Origin of the sequence: Rhodococcus sp. SORGH_AS_0303, from assembly GCF_030819335.1 — a bacterium.
In the GTDB taxonomy this organism is placed as follows: Bacteria; Actinomycetota; Actinomycetes; order Mycobacteriales; family Mycobacteriaceae; genus Rhodococcoides.
Map to the genome: position 1 here is coordinate 1,634,191 of NZ_JAUTBO010000001.1, position 19,774 is coordinate 1,653,964.

The window sequence follows — 19,774 nt, forward strand, 5'->3', positions numbered from 1 at the left end:
AGACTTCTCGCTCCGAGGGAAGGCATCAGGCGTGCAGGACGTGATGGACCAGGTGCTCGCGGCGTGGCGCGCGGGGGAGTCCGTGGGCGTGGGCACCGTGGTGCGCACGTTCCGATCGGCACCGCGTCCGCCGGGTGCGTCGATGGCTGTGCTCGCGGACGGCAGAGTCGTCGGGTCGGTGTCCGGTGGCTGCGTCGAGGGCGCGGTGTACGAGGCCGCGCAGAACGGTGAGGCGGGTCTGCATCGCTACGGAGTCAGCGACGACGATGCGTTCGCGGTGGGTCTGACCTGCGGGGGCATCCTCGACGTCTTCGTCGAGACCGTGTCCCGATCGACCTTTCCGGAGTTCGGCGCGGTGGCGTCGGCGATCGCGGAGCACCGGCCGGTCGCGGTGGCCACTGTCCTCGAGCACCCCGATGCTGCGCGGGTCGGTTCTCGCCTGGTCGTCGACCCGGTGGCGGCGTCCGGCACGCTCGGGTCGCCCCGTGCGAATGCCGCGGTGATCGACGACGCCCGTGGTCTTCTCGAAGCGGGCCGCACCGACGTCCTGCACTACGGCCCCGACGGTCAGCGGCGCGGCGAGGGAATGACGGTGTTCGTGAACTCCTTCGCGCCCCGTGCTCGCATGATCGTGTTCGGTGCGATCGACTTCGCGTCGGCGGTGGCGCGTCAGGGTGCGCTGCTCGGCTATCGCGTGACCGTCTGCGATGCGCGGCCGGTGTTCACGACAACCGAGCGATTCCCGACGGCCGACGAGGTGGTCGTCGAGTGGCCGCACCGCTACCTCGAGCGACTGCAGGCCGAGGGTGAGATCGACGAGCGCACCGTGATCTGCGTACTGACCCACGACCCCAAGTTCGACGTGCCGCTGCTCGAGGTGGCGTTGCGGCTGCCCCGCGTCGGCTACGTGGGTGCGATGGGGTCGCGGCGAACCCACGACGATCGGGTCGCGAGACTGCGCGAGGTGGGAATCGGCGACGACGAGCTCGCGCGACTGTCGTCCCCGATCGGGCTCGACCTCGGCGCCCGGACACCGGAGGAGACGGCGGTGTCGATCGCGGCGGAGATCGTCGCGAGGCGGTGGGGCGGGAACGGACGGCCGCTGGGGGAGCGCGAGGGACGCATTCACCATTGACGCCCCTCGCGAGTACGTCCGAACTGCTGCTGCAGCACGGAGGATCACGACGTTTCCGGCGTACTCGCCGGAGGGGGTGACGTGTGAGTTGCGCGTCTACTACGTCCCGTAGGTGCTGCGATGCCGGTCACCTCCTACCCTGGAGGTATGGCAACGACTGAGGCACCGCGTTCCGCGACCGCGGAACCGGACGGTGGGGCGCGACGAGCCGGATCGGCAGGCGTGTTCGCGAGTGCCGGACTGATCGCCGCGGTGGTGGCCGGCCTGATCGTCGCGCTGTCCGCATCGCAGGCGTTGGTCCTGCTCGGCATCCCGGATCCGGGTCCGGTGACGACGTACGGTCTGCCCGCTGTGCGCGCACTCGGGGAGGTCGCGGCCGTCATCGCCGTGGGCTCTCTGCTGCTCGCAGCCTTCCTCGTGCCGCCGCAGAGATCGGGCGTCCTCGACATCGACGGCTATCGCGCGCTGCGCACCGCGTCGTCGGCGGCAATCGTGTGGGCGGCCTGCGCGATCGTGCTGGTGCCGCTGACCCTCTCGGACACGTCCGGTCAGCCGGTGTCCGAGGCGCTGCGTCCCGAGAACCTGTGGTCGGGCCTGTCGCAGATCGAGTTGGCCCGCGCGTGGCAGTGGACCGCGATCATCGCGATCGTGCTCGCACTCGGGACACGTGCCGTGCTGCGGTGGTCGTGGACGCCGATCCTGCTGGTGGTCGCGCTCGGCTCGCTCATGCCTCTCGCACTGTCGGGGCACTCGTCGTCCGGTGGATCGCACGACGTCGCCACCAACAGCCTCATCCTGCATCTTCTCGCCGCGTCGCTCTGGGCGGGCGGACTGTTCGCCGTCCTGGCGCATGCCCGTCGCGCCGGCGCGCACACCGATGTCGCGGCGCGCCGCTTCTCCGCGGTCGCCACGGTGGCGTTCGTGGTCATGGGTGTCAGTGGAGTGGTCAACGCCTTCGTCCGCGTCGAGCCCGCAGATCTGTTCGACACCACCTACGGCCGACTCGTACTCGCCAAGGTCGTCGCCCTGGTCGTCCTCGGCGTGTTCGGCTACACCCAGCGTCGACGCGCCCTGCCCGCGCTCGCCGCGGACCCGACGTCGCGCGCGAATCTCGTGCGTTTCGCCGGTGCCGAGGTACTGGTCTTCGCGGCCACGATCGGGCTCGCGGTCGGACTCTCCCGGACACCGCCCCCGCTGGGGAGCGCTCGGGAGCTGACGCTCACCGAGGCGGAATTGGGATACGACCTCACCGCGCCCCCGAGCCTCGGGCGTTTCCTCTTCGACTGGCGGTTCGACCTGATCTTCGGCACCGCCGCCGTCGTCATGGCCGTCGTCTACCTCCTCGGCGTTCGTCGACTGCGGGCCCGTGGCGACGCGTGGCCGGTGGGTCGCACGATCGCCTGGGTCCTGGGCTGCGCGACGCTGCTGTTCGCGACGTCGTCGGGTGTCTACCGCTACTCGATGGCGATGTTCAGCGTGCACATGGGCTCGCACATGGTGCTGTCGATGCTCACCCCGGTGCTGCTCGCGCTCGGCGGCGGCGTGACCCTGGCCCTACGGGTGCTGCCTGCGGCCGGCCGGGACGGTGTGCCGGGACCGCGCGAGTGGATCCTCGAGGCCCTGCACAGCCCGGTGTCCCGGTTCCTCACCCAGCCACTGGTCGCGGCCGTCATCTTCGTGGGTGGCTTCTACGCGCTCTACCTCGGCGGCATCTACGGCGCGACCGTCGACTCGCACGGCGCCCACCTGCTGATGAACGCTCACTTCCTGCTGAGCGGCTATCTGTTCTACTGGGTCGTCATCGGCGTCGATCCGGCACCGCGTCGACTGTCGCCCGTGACCAAGCTGGCGATGGTGTTCGGATCGCTGCCGTTCCATGCCTTCTTCGGTATCGCGCTGATGAGCACCGAGACGGTGATGGGCCAGACCTTCTTCCGCGGCCTGTCGCTGCCGTGGAACTCCGACCTCCTGGCCGATCAGCGACTCGGTGGCGGCATCGCGTGGGCGACGGGCGAGATCCCGCTGATCCTCGTCATGCTGGCGTTGCTGGTGCAGTGGTCCAACACGGACCGGAAGGAAGCGGTCCGCACGGACCGGGCGGCCGATCGCGACGACGGTGCGGACCTCGCGGCGCACAACGCGATGTTCGCGGAGCTGGCGCGCCGCGAGCGTGAGCGCAGTTAGAAGACCAGACCGCGCAGGGCGAGGAAGCGGAGCCCGCCGACGAGGGCGGTGACTCCGACCAGGATCAGGGCCGACAACGCGGCGCCGGCGGTCGGCAGTGCGACGTCGAGCGCGGTCAGCGCTGCGGTGCTGGCGCCCAGACCGATGAGTGCCAGTCCGCCGCCCTCCCACTGCGCGGTGAACCAGCCCACCCGATCGGCGGCGTGGAACGTGAGACGGCGGTGCAGTTCGTTGGCGAGAACGGTCGACGCCACTGCTCCGACGGCATTGGCCACGATGGAACCCTCGCTGTGCATCGCGACGAACACGGCGACGTAGAGGACGTTGCTGAGCCCGCCGACCAGTGCGAAGCGGACCAACTGGGGGAACGCTCCGTCACTGCGCAGCGCCACCAGCATCGGATGCCCGGGGTGCGAGGGAAGCACGGGGGAGACCACGTTGTCGATCACGACGCCCTCCCGTGCAATCTGCTCTTGACGCTGACGATCTCGTCCGGTGTCAGCGCTCGACCCGGCAGGGGCACCGACCGATCCGGCACCGCCGCGAGGGAATCGATCACCAGGGCGAAATAGCGTCGCCAGTTGTCCTCGTCCACCTCGTCTGCAACCTCGGCGCCGGCCACGATCATCCGCACCAGGGTGAAGAGGTCGCCGGGCTGCACGTCCGGGCGGAGCTTCCCGGCCTTCTGGGCGCGCTGGATGAGAGTGTTGATGGTCGGTTCGAGCTTGGACCGGACTGCCGCGATGCGGTCGAGGCCGTCGTCGCACCCGAGGACGACGTGACCGAGACCACGGTCCGCGGCCATGTGTCGACACATGAATTCGAAGAAATCGACCATCGCAGCCCAGGGATCGTCGGCCTCCGCGGCCACCTCTGCGCGGCTGAGCACGTCGACCAGACGCTGCTCGAGGATGCCGTCGATGAGTTCCTGCTTGTTGGCGAACCGCCGGTACACGGTGCCCACACCCACCCCGGCGCGCGCAGCGACATCGTCGAGCGTGATCTCGAGACCCTTGCGTGCCAACAACTCTCGCGCACAGTCGATGATCTTGAGCTTGTTCCGCTCGGCGTCCGCTCGAAGCGGCTTCGCCGCTGTGGTGGGTTTCACAGTCCGTTTCGTCCTGGTTCGTCGGTTAACCGGAGGGCATACCTCCGCATCGCTGCTATCGTCGTGCTATCCGGAGCGTACGCCTCCGTATAGCTCCATTTCACGCCGTACCGAAGCGAGGATCAATGTCTTCCACCACATCCGACGTCGGAAACGTCCAACCGACGATTCGGTCGAGCGCGCACGACGCGCCCGACCGCACTCGCTGGCTCATCCTGGGCGTACTCGGCCTGGCCCAGCTGATGGTCGTGCTCGACGCGACCGTCGTGAACATCGCGCTTCCCGCCGCACAGCTCGATCTCGGCTTCGACAACGCGGACCGCTCGTGGGTGGTCACCTCCTACGCTCTGGCATTCGGCAGCCTCCTGCTGCTCGGTGGTCGACTCAGTGACCTCTTCGGTCGCCGCACCACCTTCCTCGTCGGACTCGTCGGCTTCGCGGTGATGTCCGCCGTCGGCGGCGCAGCCGTCAACTTCGGCATGCTGGTCGCGGCCCGTGCGGGACAGGGTGTCTTCGGCGCCCTGCTCGCTCCCGCAGCGCTGTCCCTGCTGACCACGACGTTCACGGATCCGAAGGAACGTGCGAAGGCGTTCGGCATCTTCGGCGCGGTCGCCGGTGCCGGCGGCGCCATCGGCCTGCTTCTCGGCGGTGTGCTCACGGAGTGGGCGAACTGGCGCTGGAGCCTGTACGTCAACTTGATCTTCGCGGGAATCGCGTTCGTCGGCGGCTTCCTCCTGCTGGCCAAGCACCGCGCCACCGAGCGTCCGGTACTCGACATCCCCGGCACCCTCACCGTGTCCGCGGCGCTGTTCTCCATCGTCTACGGATTCGCGCACGCCGAGTCCGACGGGTGGAGCAATGCGGTGACCATCGGTTTCCTCGCGGTCGGTGTGGTCCTGCTCGGTGTCTTCGTCTACCTGCAGACGCGGGCGACGCATCCGCTTCTCCCGCTGCGCATCGTGCTCGACCGCACCCGCGGCGGCGCGTACCTCGCGGTGTTCGTCATCGGTGCCGGCATGTTCGCCGTGTTCCTGTTCCTCACGTACTACCTGCAGAGCACGCTCGGCTACACGCCCATCACCACCGGGTTCGCGTTCCTGCCGATGATCGCGACCCTCGTGGTCACGGCCACCGTCGCGACGTCGGTCATCCTGCCGCGCTTCGGGCCTCGCGTTCTCATGTCCGCCGGCATGCTGATCGCGTCGGCCGGCATGGCCCTGCTGACCCAGATCTCGATCGACAGTTCCTACGCCGCGCACATCCTGCCGAGCCTGCTCGTCATGGGCGTGGGCATGGGCGCCACGATGGCCCCGGCCATGCAGGGCGCCGTGTCCGGAGTCTCGCCGGACGACGCCGGCGTCGCCTCCGCGACCGTCAACACGATGCAGCAGATCGGCGGATCCATCGGTACGGCGCTGCTCAGCACCATCGCGGCGACGGCAGCGACGAACTACGCGACCGACAACCAGGCGGCCGTGGCTCAGGCCGCGGATCCGCAGGCCGCCGCGACGCTGCTCCGGATGAACGCGGAGATCGCCAGCTACACCACGACGTTCTGGTGGGCGTCGGGCATCTTCCTCGCCGGCTCGGTGATGGCAGCGCTGCTCGTCCGCTCGGGCAAGCTGCCCGACGGACCCGAGGGTGCCACCGTCGTCGCTCACTGACGTACACAGTCACCGGATCCGGTGCAGAGAACCGTGTCAGACGCGGTTCTCTGCACCGGATTCGTCGTGGATGCGGGTGAGCAGGTCGGTGAGGGTCGCTCGGTCGTCCGCGCTCAGGCCGGCGAACATCGCCTCGGACGCGCTGCGCTGCGCCTGCGCGATGGTGTCCGCGAGTGCCCGCCCCTCGTCGGTGAGGTCGAGGAGAACCGCGCGACGATCGGTGGCATCGGCGTGCCGTGCGACGTAGCCGGCCGACTCCAGCGCGTCGACGACATCGGTTGCCGATCGGGGTGCGATGCGCAACCGTTCCGCCAGATCTCCGGGCCGAAGTGGTCCCGCCGCGCCGGACAGCACGCGCAGTGCCCGTCCGTGTGAGGGCGAGAGTCCGAAAGGTTCGAGTGCGGCCATGTGGCGGCGCCGCATCGACCTGGCCACCATCATGACCAGATCGGCCGGATCCTTCTCGTGGGAATGCACGGGACGATACTAGCGTTGCAGCGGTCGACCTCATAATGAGGTAACCTCAGTTCTACCCGATCAGGGAGGTCATATGCGTTCCTCCACCACACCGGCAAGGCCGGTGCAGTCCCCCGTGACATCTGCGGACCACCAGCCCGCACCGCTCGGGCGCGTCGTCGCCCTCTTCCGGCCCTATCGCGGCCGGGTCGCCGCGGTGAGCGCGGTCATCACCCTCAGCGCCGTCGTGGCACTGGGATCGCCGCTGCTCCTGCGCGACATGCTCGATCACGCCATCCCGAACGCCGACGTCACGCTGGTGACGATCCTCGCGGCCGGCATGATCGCGATCGCCGTCGTCACCAGCTGTCTCGGCGTCGCCCAGACCTGGATGTCCAACAGCATCGGGCAGGCCCTGATGCATCAGCTCCGCGTGCAGGTCTACTCGCACCTGCAGCGTCAGTCTCTCGGCTTCTTCGCGCGCACCCGCACCGGCGAGGTGCAGTCGCGCATCGCCAACGACATCGGCGGCATGCAGTCCGTCGTCACCAACACGGCCACGTCGATCGCTCAGAACGCGACAACCGTCATGGCCACCGTCGTCGCGCTCTTCCTGCTCGACTGGAAACTGGCCCTCTTCTCGCTCGCCATCCTGCCGGTGTTCGTCCGCATCGCTCGGCGGGTCGGCGACGAGCGTCGCCGTATCTCCACCGTGCGGCAACGCCTGCTCAGCGATCTGTCCGTCCAGGTGGAGGAGTCGCTCTCGGTGAGCGGCATCCTGTTGGGCAAGACGACCGGCGCGTCGTCGGTCCTCACGAATCGGTTCACCGAACGCTCGTCCGAGGTCGCCGACGTCGAACTCCGCTCGATGATGGCGGGCAAGTGGCGCATGGCGACCATGTCGATCAGCTTCGCCGCGATGCCGGCCCTGGTCTACTGGTTCGCCGGCATCACCATCGGCAACGGCAGCGCGTTGACGGTGGGAACGCTGGTCGCGTTCACCACCCTCCAGACTCAGCTGTTCCGCCCCACGATGATGCTGCTCAACACCGGCGTCGAGGTGCAGAGCTCCCTGGCTCTGTTCGGCCGAGTCTTCGAGTACCTCGATCTCCCGGTGGACATCGACGAACCCGCCGTACCGACGCCGATCGATCCGACGGCCCGACGCGGTGAGGTGCGCTTCCGCCACGTGGGCTTCGACTATCCGGGTGCGGCACATCCGACGCTCACGGACATCGACCTCACGGTCCCCGCCGGGAGCACCCTGGCGATCGTGGGAGCGACCGGCGCCGGCAAGACGACACTCGGGTATCTGACGGCGCGGCTCTACGATCCGACGTCCGGGTCGGTCGAGGTCGACGGTGTCGATCTCCGCGATCTCTCGCTCGCCGACGTGTCCGCGACGGTCGGGGTGGTGTCGCAGGAGACCTATCTCTTCCACGACACGATCCGCGAGAACCTCCGCTTCGCGCGGCCCGACGCCACCGACGCGGACATCGAGAATGCCGCTCGCGCAGCGCAGATCCACGATTTCATCGCCTCGCTCGACGACGGCTACGACACGATGGTGGGGGAGCGTGGCTACCGGTTCTCCGGCGGCGAGAAGCAGCGCCTCGCCATCGCGCGCACCGTACTGCGCAACCCGCCCGTCCTCGTTCTGGACGAGGCCACCAGCGCTCTGGACACCACCACCGAACGTGCTCTGGCCGACGCGATCGACCAGCTCGAGCAGGACCGCACCACCATCGTGGTGGCCCACCGACTCTCCACCGTGCGGTCGGCCGATCGCATCGTGGTGCTCGATCACGGGCACGTCGTCGAATCGGGATCCCACGACGAACTCGTCGCCCGCGGCGGTGCCTACGCCGCACTGCTGGCGGCGTCCGGCGACTCGCTGGTCACTGCCTGACCACTCCTCCTGTCAACCCCCGCGGCGCTCCTGTGGACGGCCGTCCACAGGTGCTCGCGGGCCCTTCTGTCCGCGGTGCGAGCGGCGCAGAGTCGGGGGCGCGGTCGGTACCGGATCGACCGCGAGAGGGGGGAACGATGTACGAGTCGTATCTGACCGTGGTGGGCACCGTCATCACCGATCCGATCAAGCGCACCACGCCGTCCGGCGACGAGGTGCTCAGCTTCCGCGTGGCCAGCAATTCGCGCCGCATGGACCGCGAGAGTGGGGAGTGGCAGGACGGGGACACGCTCTACGCCTCGGTAAGCTGCTGGCGACGTCTGGTGTCGGGGGTCGGAGCGTCGCTGATGAAGGGCGATTCGGTCATCGTCTTCGGGCAGGCGCACACCAACGAGTACACGACCAAGGAGGGCGTGGGCCGAGCCGATCTCGAGATCCGAGCCACCGCGGTGGGACCCGATCTCGCTCGGTGCCACGTCAAGGTGGACCGGCCGCGTCAGGCGGCCGAGCGGCAGGAGTCCGGCGAGACCGTCGCCGAGGCCGCGGTGGACACGGCCGAGCCCGAGCCGGTGCCGGTGGGCTGACCGCGAACGGTTTCACGGGCACCGGTCGGTCCCGGTAGACTTCCGCGTCGAGCACATCTCCCAGTTGTCGGCCCCGTCGTCGGCATCTCAGCCGGCGCGATCCGCCCGGCACACACGCTGGTGAGCACATCGAGAGGAACTCGTGGCGGAATTCATCTACACCATGAAGAAGGTGCGCAAGGCGCACGGCGACAAGGTCATTCTGGACGACGTGACGATGAGCTTCCTGCCGGGAGCGAAGATCGGCGTCGTCGGCCCCAACGGCGCCGGCAAGTCTTCGATCCTCAAGATCATGGCCGGGATCGACCAGCCCGGAAACGGTGAGGCGTTCCTCGCGCAGGGCGCCACCGTCGGCATCCTCATGCAGGAGCCCGAGCTCGACGAGAACAAGACGGTTCGCGAGAACGTCGAGGACGGTCTCGGCGAGACGATGGTCCAACTCAAGCGGTACAACGAGATCGCCGAGCTGATGGCCACCGACTACTCCGACGAGCTGATGGAGGAGATGGGCGAGCTGCAGGAGAAGCTCGACCACGCCGACGCGTGGGAGATCGACTCGCAGCTCGAGCAGGCCATGGACGCACTGCGCTGCCCGCCGCCGGACGAGGGTGTGACCCACCTGTCCGGTGGTGAGAAGCGTCGTGTGGCGTTGTGCAAGCTGCTGCTGAGCAAGCCGGACCTGCTGCTGCTCGACGAGCCCACCAACCACCTCGACGCCGAGTCGGTTCTCTGGCTCGAGCAGCATCTGGCCGCGTACCAGGGTGCCATCCTGGCCGTGACCCACGACCGGTACTTCCTCGATCACGTCGCGCAGTGGATCTGTGAGGTCGACCGTGGTCGCCTCTACCCCTACGAGGGCAACTACTCCACCTACCTGGAGAAGAAGGCCGAGCGTCTCGAGGTCCAGGGCAAGAAGGACCAGAAGCTGCAGAAGCGACTCAAGGACGAACTCGCCTGGGTCCGCTCCGGCGCCAAGGCTCGCCAGGCCAAGAACAAGGCACGTCTCGATCGCTACGACGAGATGGCGGCCGAGGCCGACAAGATGCGCAAGCTCGACTTCGACGAGATCCAGATCCCCAACCCGCCGCGCCTCGGCGACGTCGTGGTCGAGGTCAAGAGCCTCGACAAAGGCTTCGACGGCCGCGTGCTGATCAAGGACCTGTCGTTCACGCTTCCGCGAAACGGCATCGTCGGTGTCATCGGCCCCAACGGCGTCGGAAAGACCACGCTCTTCAAGACCATCGTCGGTCTCGAGGAGCCGGACGGCGGCGAGGTCAAGATCGGTCAGACGGTCAAGCTGAGCTACGTCGACCAGAACCGATCCGGCATCGATCCCGCCAAGACCGTGTGGGAAACCGTGTCCGACGGCCTGGACTTCATCACCATCGGTACGCAGGAGTTCCCGTCGCGGGCGTACATCAGCTCCTTCGGGTTCAAGGGTCACGATCAGCAGAAGGCGGCCGGAGTCCTGTCCGGTGGCGAGCGCAACCGCCTCAACCTGGCGATGACGCTCAAGCAGGGCGGCAACCTGATCCTGCTCGACGAGCCCACCAACGACCTGGACGTCGAGACCCTCGGTTCACTGGAGAACGCCCTCGAGGAGTTCCCCGGTTGCGCCGTCGTGATCTCGCACGACCGGTGGTTCCTCGACCGGACGTGCACGCACATCCTGGCGTGGGAAGGTGGATTCGGCGACAACGAGGCCGCTTGGTACTGGTACGAGGGCAACTTCGAGGGCTACGAGGCCAACAAGGTCGAGCGCCTCGGTCCCGACGCCGCTCGCCCGCACCGCGTGACGCACCGGAAGCTCACGCGCGACTGAAATGTACTGGTAAGTAACCTATTTTCATCGCACGCCACGTCACCGCGGTGTTCGGCTCCCGGCCTCGCGAGGCTAGGGTCGGGAGCCGAACCCCACGGACAACGTCGCCCCGACCGGTGGATCCGCCGCTCGTGGTGATCGAAAGGCGACAGCGATGACTTCAGCGGGAGAGCACTCCGAGGCGGCAACGGCGCCGAACTCGGTGCTCGATCGGGCGGACGACCTCCGCGCGGTGTACTTCGGGCACGTCGATCTGGACGTGTTGCGGACCACCACGGGAGCCGACCCGACCGCAGTGGTGCACCGACATCTCGAGCTCGCCGAGCGTCGTGATCCCGGCGTCGCCTCTCTCGCCCTGCACCGCGGACCCGACAGCACCGTCGGCGTGGCCCTGCAGATCGTCACCGACGACATGCCGATGCTTGTCGAGTCGGTCACCGCCTGGCTCACCGGAGCCGGCATCGCGGTCGTCGAGGTGGTGCACCCGATCCTGCGCGTCGTGCGCGACGAGTCCGGCACGCTCCTCTCCATCCGAGGCGGAGCCACCCCGTCCGATGTCGAGACCGGCGATCTCGCGGACGGCAGCATCCTCGAATCGTGGATCCACGTGGCTCTGCACCCCGCGGCGAGCGAGGAGGCCTTCGCCTCGCTCGAGAGCTCGCTGGCCGACGTGCTCGCCGACGTCCGTCGCGTCGTCGACGACACCGAGGCCATGCAGCGTCGCCAGCTGGAACTGGCCGATCGTCTGGAACGACCACGCCGCGGAGACGCGGACGGAACCGAGTCCGTCACCCCCGAGGCGCGGCACGACGCCGCCCGCCTGCTGCGGTGGTTGTCCGAGGGCAACTTCCGCGTGCTCGGCAGCCGCCGGTACACCGCGACGGAGGCGGGTCTCGAACCCGTCGCCGAGTCCGCGCTGGGCATCCTGCGATCCGACGATCCGGGCGCCGTCGCGGGCTTCGACCTGCCGATCGACCGAGTGGTCGCTCGCGAGGACCTTCTCGTGCTCACCCGCGCATCGAGCTCCACGTCGGTGCACCGCGCCGTGCACCCCTACTTCGTCGGTGTCCATGACCTGGACGACGAGGGAAACACGGTGGGAGAGCACCGGTTCACGGGGCTGTTCACCATCTCCGCACTGCACGGCAACGTCCTCGACATCCCGGTCGTGGGTGATCGCGTGCGCACCGTCATCGAGCGCGCCGGGCACACCCTGTCGTCGTACTCCGGCCAGGCCATGCTCGAGTCGATCCAGTCCTTCCCGCGCACCGAACTCTTCTCGGCGGACAGCAGGTCGCTCTTCGACACCATCTCGGCCGTGGAGCGCAGTGCCCTGCGCCGCGAGGTGCTGCTCTTCCTGCGCCGCGACGGGTACGGCCGGTTCGTGTCGGCGCTGGTCTACCTTCCGCGCGACTCCTACACCACCCGCCTGCGTCTCGAGACCCGCAGGATCCTGCTGCACGAGCTCGGCGGTACCGACGTCGAGTACGAGGCACGCGTCTCGGACAGCCCACTCGCGTTGGTGCACTTCACCGTTCGCTTCGACGGACAGAGCGCGGACGCCGTCGACGTCTCGGACGCCAACCGCGACCGCATCCGGGCCCTGATCGCCGACGCCACCCGCACGTGGGACGACGCTCTGCGTGAGGCGGCCGCGGCCGACCCGTCGGTGTCGCCCGACAACGCGGCGCGCTATGCCGTCGCCTTCCCCGAGGCCTACAAGCAGGACTTCGACGCGGACCGGGCGCTCGTCGACATCGCTCGACTCGACGCGCTCGTCGGCGACGACATCGACATGTGCCTGTACCGCCCGCGCGACGCCGAGGCGGGTCACTGGCGTTTCTCCCTCTACGTGACCGGCAGCGAGGTCTCGCTGAGCCAGGTGCTGCCCGTCCTGCAGAGCCTCGGTGTGGAGGTGGTCGACGAGCGGCCGTACGCCGTGGTGCGCAAGGACGGAACGCGCTGCTGGATCTACGATTTCGGCCTGTCCGCGGAGCCCGAGGTCATCGAGGGCGCCGAGAACCAGACGAGTGTGGTCAGCCGACGATTCACCGACGCGTTCGCTGCCGTGTGGAACGGCCACGCGGAGGCCGACCGCTTCAACGAACTGGTTCTGCGGGCCGGTCTCGAGTGGCGCCGCGCGGTGGTGCTGCGGGCGTACGCGAAGTACCTGCGCCAGGCCGCATTCCCGTTCAGCCAGACCGGCATCGAGGGTGTTCTCCTCGCCAACCCGGTGACGGCTCGACTGATCGTCGACCTGTTCGACGCGCAGTTCGATCCCGCCTCGGCGTCCGAGGAGCGTGCCGACGAGATCGCGTCGGAGCTCGCCGAACTGATCGATCAGGTGGTCAGCCTCGACGCCGACAGGGTGCTGCGTGCCCTGTTCACCCTCGTGCGAGCGACGCTGCGCACCAACCACTTCGTCGTCGACGAGCAGGGTCGCGAGCGCGATTTCCTGTCCCTGAAGTTCGACCCTCGCGGCATCGACGTGCTGCCCAAGCCGCGCCCGCGTTTCGAGATCTTCGTGTACTCGCCGCGCGTCGAGGGCGTGCACCTGCGCTTCGGCACGGTCGCGCGCGGTGGTCTCCGCTGGTCCGACCGGCGCGAGGACTTCCGCACCGAGGTGCTCGGACTGGCCAAGGCGCAGGCCGTCAAGAACGCGGTCATCGTGCCGGTGGGGGCGAAGGGCGGCTTCGTCGTCAAGCAGCCGCCGTCTCCGACCGGCGATGCTGCGACCGACCGCTCCGCGACCACCGCCGAGGGGAGAGCCTGCTACCGCATGTTCATCGCGGGGCTGCTGGACGTCACCGACAACCTCGACCGCGCCACTCGCGCCGCGATCCCACCGCAGCGCGTGGTGCGACGTGACGACGACGACTCGTACCTCGTGGTCGCGGCGGACAAGGGCACTGCCACGTTCTCCGATCTCGCGAACGAGGTGTCCGCCGAGTACGGCTTCTGGCTCGGCGACGCCTTCGCCTCGGGCGGGTCGGTGGGGTACGACCACAAGGCGATGGGCATCACCGCCAAGGGTGCCTGGGAGAGCGTGAAGCGTCACTTCCGCGAGTACGGCATCGACACGCAGTCCGACGAGATCACCGTGGTCGGTATCGGTGACATGAGTGGCGACGTGTTCGGCAACGGGATGCTGCTCAGTGAACATCTCCGCATCGTCGCCGCGTTCGACCACCGGCACATCTTTCTGGATCCGGCACCCGACGCGGCCGCCTCCTTCGCCGAGCGACGGCGACTGTTCGAACTGCCGCGCTCGTCGTGGGCGGATTACGACACCTCCCTGAACAGCAGGGGTGGCGGAGTACACGAACGCACCGTGAAGTCGGTGCCGGTCAGCGCCGAGGTGCGCGCGGCTCTCGGACTGGCGGACGACGTCACCGCCCTGTCACCGCCCGAACTGATGCGCGCCATCCTCACGGCGCCGGTGGACCTGCTGTGGAACGGCGGCATCGGCACCTACGTGAAGTCGCGCACCGAGAGCGATGCCGACGTGGGCGACAAGGCCAACGACCCGGTGCGCGTGAACGGTGCGGACCTGCGGGCGCGCGTGGTCGGAGAGGGCGGCAACCTCGGGGTGACCGCGCTCGGCCGCATCGAGTACAGCGCCGCGGGCGGCAAGATCAACACCGACGCCGTGGACAACTCCGCCGGCGTCGACTGCTCCGATCACGAGGTCAACATCAAGATCCTGCTCGATTCCACCGTGACGTCGGGTGACCTGGCCGCGGAGGACCGGGAGTCCCTGCTGGCCTCCATGACGGACGAGGTGGGCGCCCTCGTTCTCGAGGACAACGTCGCGCAGAACGAGCTGCTGGGTGTCTCACGGGCACACGCCCCCGAACTGCTGGGCGTCCACGCTCGACTGATCGCCGACCTGGTGGCGTCGGGGCGGGTGGACAGGTCGCTCGACGCGCTGCCGACGAAGTCGGAGATCTCGCGACGCCTGCAGAACGGGCTGGGTCTCACCTCGCCCGAGCTGTCGACTCTCATGGCTCACGTGAAGTTGGCGCTGCAGGAAGACCTGCTGGCATCGGATCTGCCGGACAACGACGTGTTCGCCCCGCTCATGACGGACTACTTCCCGACGCCGTTGCGCGAACGTTTCGCCGGTGCCATCAAGGCGCATCCGCTGCGCCGGGAGATCGTGGCCACGCGGGTGGCGAACGAGACGGTCGACCACGGCGGCATCACCTACGCCTTCCGCCTCGCGGAGGACTCGGGAGTCGGGAGCACGGATGCGGCGCGAGCGTTCGCGGCGACGAGCGAGATCTTCGGTCTGCACGACATCTGGGCCGCGATCGCCGCGGCCGACATGCCCACGGACGCGTCCGACGAACTGGTGCTGGAGTCTCGTCGCCTCCTCGACCGAGGATCCCGCTGGCTGTTGTCGAACCGGCCGCAGCCCATCGCTGTCGGTGCCGAGATCACGAGGTTCGCGCGCAAGGTGCGGATCCTGGAATCGCAGCTCCCGACCTGGCTGAAGGGTCGGCAGGCACGCAGCGGACTCGACCGTGCCACGTCCGCCATCGAGAAGGGCGCGCCGGAAGAGCTCGCGCACAGAGTGTTCCGGCTCCTCGACGTGTTCTGCCTGCTCGACGTCATCGAGACGGCGGACATCGCGAACGAGGACGACGAGGTGATGGCGAGCCTCTACTACGCCCTCAGCGAGCACCTCGGCATCGACTGGCTGCTGTCTGCGGTGTCCACGCTCGAACGCGGCGACCGCTGGCACTCCCTGGCGCGGTTGGCGTTGCGGGACGACCTGTACTCGTCGCTGCGTGCCCTCACGCTCGACGTGACGGGCGGCGGCGAACCGGGGGAGACGGCGGACGAGATGATCGCCGACTGGGAGTCCACCAATGCCTCCCGGCTCGCTCGTGCCCGAGCGGCCCTGACGGAGATCGGCGAGTCCGGAACGCTGGATCTGGCGACGCTCTCGGTGGCGGCGCGGCAGATCCGCAGCATGGTGCGAGGAGCGGGTGCGCGGACCGACGTCTCGCGTTGACCACGCCCGGGGGACGGACGTGCCCGGCCCGGCGCCGCGCCGGGCCGGATAGGTTGGGGGCGTGACAGACGACGAGCTCATCGGCTTCCACTGCCCCGTCGAGGTGCGCTGGTCGGACATGGACGTGTACCAGCACATCAACCACGCACGCATGGTGACGCTGCTGGAGGAGGCCCGAATCCCGTGGCTCATGGCCGACGGTGTTCCCACCGCGACCCTGCGGAACAGTGCGGTGATCGCCGACCTGCACGTGCGCTACCGCGGCCAGTTGCGCCACGAGGACACGCCTCTCGACGTGTTCATGTGGGTGGAGCAGTTGCGGGCCGTCGACTTCACGGCGGGATACGAGGTGCGCCCGCACGGCGCACCGATGAGTACTCCGCCGGCCATCGTGGCGTCGACGCAGATCGCAGCCTTCGACATCGACACCCAGCGCCTGCGCCGGCTGTCCGGCGACGAGCGTGAGTACCTGCAGCGCTGGCAGCGGCCGTGACGGGTGCACTGGCCGAGCGGTCGGTGACCGTCCCGGACTCGCGGGACCGGGACGATCTGTCGACCTTTCTGACCCACGCCGCGCGGCTCGACCCGGGCGCGGTGGTGCGCCTCCGGCGCCGCGGTGACAGTCACGTGGTCGCGTGGATCGAGACCGGATTCGACGTCCTCGCCGCCCGCGTGATCCGCGCCCGGGTGCTGCCGTCGGACGTCACCGTGGCCGCGGACGGGCTTCTCTCGGCGATGCGATCCGCCGGACCTGCACCGTTCGATCCCGGCTTCGGCATGGACTCCGCCTGGCGCGGCCCGGTGCCGCCGGACGTCGGGTGGACCCATGTGGACGACGTCCCCGGTCCGGTGTTCGTGGAGCTGGCCGAGCGTGGTGTCGCCCTGGCCCGCGAACACGGAACCGATCACGGCCCGCCCGTGTCGCTGCTCGATCAGGACGTGGTGACCGTCGAGGCCGACGGCGAGGCGGTGCCCGTGTCGATGCGCATGATCTTCGCGCTCAACGCCATGAAGTTCGTGCCCACGGTGTCCGACTCGTCGCGGAGTGCGGACGACGCGCGCGTCCGGGTGCGAATCGCTCGGTCGTGGATCCGGCTCGACGCCCGCTACGGATCGGTGTTCCGCAGCCGGGGCGCCACGATCCCGCTCATGGTGTCCTGACCGACCCGCACCGCGACTCGTTCAGACGAGCCAGGCCGCCGCGTCGGCCGGAAGCAGCCCGTCCTGCAGCGGTGCGCTGGCGAGCAGCAGCGCTCCCGGCGGCAGGGTGATGGGCTCGGACGTGGTGTTCAGAGCGCAGATGACGCCGCCGCGGCGCCGGAACGCCAGACACCCGGGAGGGCTCCCGTACCACTCGACTCCGGGCTCGCTGAACTCCGGCCGCGCGGCCCGCAGGCTCAACGCCGTCCGATAGAGGCTCAGCATGGAGTCCACGTCCTCGAGTTGGCTCTCCACGGTCAGCGGGGCCCACTCGGCGGGAATCGGCAACCAGGTCTCCCGCGCCGTCGAGAATCCGAACGGCGGCTCGGTGCCCTCCCACGGCAGCGGGACGCGGCACGCGTCTCGTCCGCGTTCCTGGCCGCCGGATCGGAACCAGGCGGGATCCTGCAGAGCGGAGTCGGGGAGGTCCGCGTTGGGCAGCCCGAGCTCGGAGCCGTTGTAGACGAACACGACACCGGGGAGCGCCAGCAGGACCAGGGCCATCGCGCGTGCGCGCTGCAGACCCTGCTCACCTCCGCCGTACCGGGTGACCTCGCGGTCGACGTCGTGGTTGGACAGGGTCCACGTCGGCGTGCCGCCGACACGGTCGACCGCGTCGAGCGAGTTGTCGACGGCATCCCTGATGGCCGAGGCGTCGAACGCGGACTCGGCCAGCCGGAAGTTGAAGCCCAGGGTGAGCTCGTCGGGACGGATGTAGCGACTGAAGCGTTCGTTGTCCTGGACCCACACCTCGCCGACCGTCATCGCGCCGTCGTACTCGTCCACGACCCGGCGGATGGCGCGGTGGATCTCGTGCACCCCGTCGTCGTCGAAACGGGGGTCCCCGTCCTCGTTGCGCATCAGCTCGTTCACGGACAGATCCATGTCCGGAAGATCCGCCGGCTTGGCCATGCCGTGGGCCACGTCGATGCGGAACCCGTCGACACCGCGGTCGAGCCAGAACCGGATCGTCGCCTCCAGGTCGGCGAGCACCTCGGGTTCGGTCCAGTTCAGATCCGGCTGCTCGGGCGCGAAGATGTGGAGGTACCACTGACCGGGTGTGCCGTCCGCCTCGATGACGCGGTGCCACGCGGGACCGCCGAAGATGCTGGGCCAGTTGTTCGGCGGCTCGGAGCCGTCGCCCTTGCCGTCCCGGAACACGTAGCGGGCCCGCTCCGGGCTCCCGGGCGCCGCGGCCAGAGCGGCCCGGAACCATTCGTGCTGATCGCTCGTGTGGTTCGGGACCAGGTCCATCGTGACCTTCATGCCCCGCGCGTGCGCCTCCGTCACCACGGCGTCCATCGTCTCGAGAGATCCGAACAGCGGATCGATGTCGCGGGGATCGGACACGTCGTATCCGTGGTCGACCATCGGCGACCGCATCACCGGACTGAGCCAGAGTGCATCGACGCCGAGCAGTTCCAGGTATCCGAGCTTGTCCCGGATGCCACCCAGATCACCGATCCCGTCGCCGTCGGAGTCCGCGAACGAGCGGGGGTAGATCTGGTAGAAGACGGCGTCGGACCACCAGGGGGCCGGGGCGGACGGGCCGTCGGCGGGGGACGGGCCGGCGGACGCGTCGATCGGAGTGCTCACAGGCGCAATAGTGCCAAAGGCCGAGCCGCGAGGGGCGGTGCGCCCGTCACCACGACCCCTCCGGCCTGCCCGGCCTGTCCCGACGACCGGCCTCCGGCCTGCCCGGCTCCCACGAGAATCACCACGCGTCCGCTGTTCATGCCATGGGGAGGTCAAGAAAATCGGAACGATCGGCGTGAAAACTACCCAAAGTTTGTTTGGTGGGGTATTTTCAGGCGGAACTTCAAGCGACGGTAAAGGAACCTCCATGACGACTCCTGTTTTCGAAGCCGTGAGTCTCGACTCCGTCGAGCTCCTGCCGGCTCCGATCGATCCTTCGTGGATCCTCGAGGGTGCTCCCGTCGCGCGCAGCGGTCAGTGGTCCTGCAGCCCGGACACCACCACGTCGTCGTGGGTCTGGGACTGCACCGCCGGCACCTTCAACTGGTACTTCGAGCAGGACGAGACCATCCACGTGATCGAGGGCGAGGTCGTCGTCCAGTCCGCGGGCAACGAGCCCCGCGTGCTCCGCGCCGGGGATGCCGCTCTGTTCTACGCCGGCACCTGGGCCGAGTGGCACGTGCCGCACTACGTGCGCAAGCACGCCATCCTGCGCCCCCACATCCCGCGTCCCCTGTGGTTCGCGATGCGTGTCGCCCGCAAGCTGCGGGGCAAGAGCCGCTCCGGCGCCCTCGGCTGAGCGCGCAGCACTACAACGGCGAGTTCACCATCGAGTTCGCCGCCATCTCGATGTAGTCGACGAACTGCTGTCGATGCACATCGTCCATCGTGTCCGAGTCGATCGACGCCAGGGCCGTGTGCATCGCGCGCAGCCAGGCGTCGCGCTCGAACGGCCCGATGACGAACGGCGAGTGCCGCATCCGCAGACGCGGGTGGCCGCGCTCGTCCGAGTAGGTACGCGGACCACCCCAGTACTGCTCGAGGAACATGCGCATCCGGCGCTCCGCCGGGCCCAGGTCCTCCTCCGGGTACAGCCGCCGCAGAATCTCGTCCCGCTCGACCTCGGCGTAGAAGCGCGCGGTCAGGGTGCGAAACGTCTCCGCACCGCCGACCGCGTCGTAGAAGGTCTGTGCCGGCTCGGTCATGGCTCCATTGT

Annotated in this window: 15 protein-coding genes; 10 read left to right on the top strand and 5 right to left on the bottom strand. The window is 68.7% G+C overall.

The genetic code is table 11. From position 1 onward, the window contains the following. Positions 1–43 precede the first annotated feature (43 nt). Both QE449_RS07730 and QE449_RS07735 read left to right on the top strand, forming a co-directional pair. Positions 44–1,135, top strand: coding sequence for an XdhC family protein (locus QE449_RS07730; RefSeq protein ID WP_373428375.1), 1,092 nt, complete (start codon positions 44–46; stop codon positions 1,133–1,135). 147 nt (positions 1,136–1,282) lie between these two features. Next, entirely contained in the window at positions 1,283–3,319 is a 2,037-nt protein-coding gene (locus tag QE449_RS07735) for a cytochrome c oxidase assembly protein (protein WP_056445944.1), read from the top strand. Here the strand turns inward: QE449_RS07735 and QE449_RS07740 are convergent. After that, positions 3,316–3,717 (bottom strand): GtrA family protein, encoded by a 402-nt coding sequence (locus tag QE449_RS07740; RefSeq protein ID WP_155957030.1) that lies wholly within the window; start codon positions 3,715–3,717, stop codon positions 3,316–3,318. The genes QE449_RS07735 and QE449_RS07740 overlap by 4 nt on opposite strands. 47 nt (positions 3,718–3,764) lie before the next feature. Then, complete coding sequence (locus tag QE449_RS07745; protein WP_222630196.1) at positions 3,765–4,427, bottom strand: TetR/AcrR family transcriptional regulator; 663 nt, start codon at positions 4,425–4,427, stop codon at positions 3,765–3,767. A gap of 125 nt (positions 4,428–4,552) precedes the next feature. Between QE449_RS07745 and QE449_RS07750 the strand changes: the two genes are divergently transcribed. Then, positions 4,553–6,091 carry an MFS transporter gene (locus QE449_RS07750; protein WP_056445939.1) on the top strand — a complete coding sequence of 513 codons (1,539 nt, stop codon included), beginning with the start codon at positions 4,553–4,555 and terminating at the stop codon, positions 6,089–6,091. 36 nt (positions 6,092–6,127) lie between these two features. Here the strand turns inward: QE449_RS07750 and QE449_RS07755 are convergent, their stop codons facing one another. Further along, positions 6,128–6,568: a MarR family winged helix-turn-helix transcriptional regulator gene (locus QE449_RS07755; RefSeq protein ID WP_027505630.1), complete on the bottom strand. Its 441-nt coding sequence runs from the start codon at positions 6,566–6,568 to the stop codon at positions 6,128–6,130. 73 nt (positions 6,569–6,641) lie between these two features. On the opposite strand from QE449_RS07755, the gene QE449_RS07760 reads away from it, so the two are divergent. From QE449_RS07760 to QE449_RS07785, 6 genes are all read left to right on the top strand, one after another. Continuing rightward, a complete protein-coding gene (locus QE449_RS07760; RefSeq protein WP_307108590.1) occupies positions 6,642–8,456 on the top strand; it encodes an ABC transporter ATP-binding protein in 1,815 nt (604 codons plus the stop codon). 137 nt (positions 8,457–8,593) lie between these two features. Continuing rightward, positions 8,594–9,040 carry a single-stranded DNA-binding protein gene (gene ssb, locus QE449_RS07765; RefSeq protein ID WP_051613327.1) on the top strand — a complete coding sequence of 149 codons (447 nt, stop codon included), beginning with the start codon at positions 8,594–8,596 and terminating at the stop codon, positions 9,038–9,040. A gap of 142 nt (positions 9,041–9,182) precedes the next feature. After that, a complete protein-coding gene (gene ettA, locus QE449_RS07770) occupies positions 9,183–10,862 on the top strand; it encodes an energy-dependent translational throttle protein EttA (RefSeq protein WP_027505632.1) in 1,680 nt (559 codons plus the stop codon). A gap of 154 nt (positions 10,863–11,016) precedes the next feature. Next, entirely contained in the window at positions 11,017–15,882 is a 4,866-nt protein-coding gene (locus QE449_RS07775; RefSeq protein WP_307108591.1) for an NAD-glutamate dehydrogenase, read from the top strand. Positions 15,883–15,943: 61 nt separating this feature from the next. Further along, positions 15,944–16,375, top strand: a complete 432-nt coding sequence (locus tag QE449_RS07780) for a thioesterase family protein (protein ID WP_027505634.1) — start codon at positions 15,944–15,946, stop codon at positions 16,373–16,375. Next, positions 16,372–17,043: a hypothetical protein gene (locus QE449_RS07785; protein WP_373428272.1), complete on the top strand. Its 672-nt coding sequence runs from the start codon at positions 16,372–16,374 to the stop codon at positions 17,041–17,043. The genes QE449_RS07780 and QE449_RS07785 overlap by 4 nt, the downstream gene beginning before the upstream one ends. A 21-nt stretch (positions 17,044–17,064) precedes the next feature. Here QE449_RS07785 and QE449_RS07790 read toward each other — a convergent pair whose 3' ends face one another. Then, the gene (locus QE449_RS07790) at positions 17,065–18,678 is read right to left on the bottom strand and encodes a glycoside hydrolase family 13 protein (RefSeq protein WP_373428273.1); all 1,614 of its coding nucleotides are present in this window, start codon (positions 18,676–18,678) and stop codon (positions 17,065–17,067) included. A gap of 247 nt (positions 18,679–18,925) precedes the next feature. Between QE449_RS07790 and QE449_RS07795 the strand changes: the two genes are divergently transcribed. Then, a complete protein-coding gene (locus QE449_RS07795) occupies positions 18,926–19,357 on the top strand; it encodes a cupin domain-containing protein (RefSeq protein WP_222649368.1) in 432 nt (143 codons plus the stop codon). 10 nt (positions 19,358–19,367) lie between these two features. On the opposite strand, the gene QE449_RS07800 is transcribed toward QE449_RS07795, so the two are convergent. After that, positions 19,368–19,763 carry a globin gene (locus tag QE449_RS07800; RefSeq protein ID WP_222630239.1) on the bottom strand — a complete coding sequence of 132 codons (396 nt, stop codon included), beginning with the start codon at positions 19,761–19,763 and terminating at the stop codon, positions 19,368–19,370. Between the last annotated feature and the right edge of the window lie 11 nt (positions 19,764–19,774).

Bases quoted from the DNA above. Each gene is read 5' to 3' on its own strand.
- QE449_RS07730 (WP_373428375.1), top strand. From the start codon at position 44: ATGGACCAGGTGCTCGCGGCGTGGCGCGCGGGGGAGTCCGTGGGCGTG.
- QE449_RS07735 (WP_056445944.1), top strand. From the start codon at position 1,283: ATGGCAACGACTGAGGCACCGCGTTCCGCGACCGCGGAACCGGACGGT.
- QE449_RS07740 (WP_155957030.1), bottom strand. From the start codon at position 3,717: ATGCTGGTGGCGCTGCGCAGTGACGGAGCGTTCCCCCAGTTGGTCCGC.
- QE449_RS07750 (WP_056445939.1), top strand. From the start codon at position 4,553: ATGTCTTCCACCACATCCGACGTCGGAAACGTCCAACCGACGATTCGG.
- QE449_RS07760 (WP_307108590.1), top strand. From the start codon at position 6,642: ATGCGTTCCTCCACCACACCGGCAAGGCCGGTGCAGTCCCCCGTGACA.
- ssb (WP_051613327.1), top strand. From the start codon at position 8,594: ATGTACGAGTCGTATCTGACCGTGGTGGGCACCGTCATCACCGATCCG.
- QE449_RS07775 (WP_307108591.1), top strand. From the start codon at position 11,017: ATGACTTCAGCGGGAGAGCACTCCGAGGCGGCAACGGCGCCGAACTCG.
- QE449_RS07795 (WP_222649368.1), top strand. From the start codon at position 18,926: ATGACGACTCCTGTTTTCGAAGCCGTGAGTCTCGACTCCGTCGAGCTC.
- QE449_RS07800 (WP_222630239.1), bottom strand. From the start codon at position 19,763: ATGACCGAGCCGGCACAGACCTTCTACGACGCGGTCGGCGGTGCGGAG.